This window comes from Clostridium sp. CMCC3677, from assembly GCF_023845585.1.
Classification (GTDB): Bacteria; Bacillota; Clostridia; order Clostridiales; family Clostridiaceae; genus Clostridium; species Clostridium aquiflavi.
The window spans coordinates 1-230 of record NZ_JAMQHS010000101.1 but is presented as its reverse complement, the minus strand read 5'-3'; the positions used below and the strand labels follow the sequence as shown (position 1 = coordinate 230).

1 protein-coding gene is annotated in these 230 nt (G+C 37.8%); it reads left to right on the top strand.

Features of this window, described 5'->3' with window-relative positions; all coding sequences use genetic code 11:
- The coding region (locus NG901_RS16880) for an aminotransferase class V-fold PLP-dependent enzyme (RefSeq protein WP_252217108.1) at positions 1-230 on the top strand (230 nt) is incomplete at both ends.

Genomic DNA, 230 nt, shown 5'->3' with positions numbered 1-230 from the left:
CGCAAGGATTTGAAGTTACCTATTTGCCAGTAGATGAGCATGGAATAGTATCTATAGAGAGTTTACAAGAGGCCTTGCGTCCAGATACAATTCTAGTTTCTATTATGTATGGAAATAATGAGATAGGCACGATTCAACCGATTGCGGAGATTGGTGCAGTGTTGCGCAATCATCAAGCAATTTTTCATACAGATGCAGTACAAGCTTATGGGCTATTAAATATAAATGTA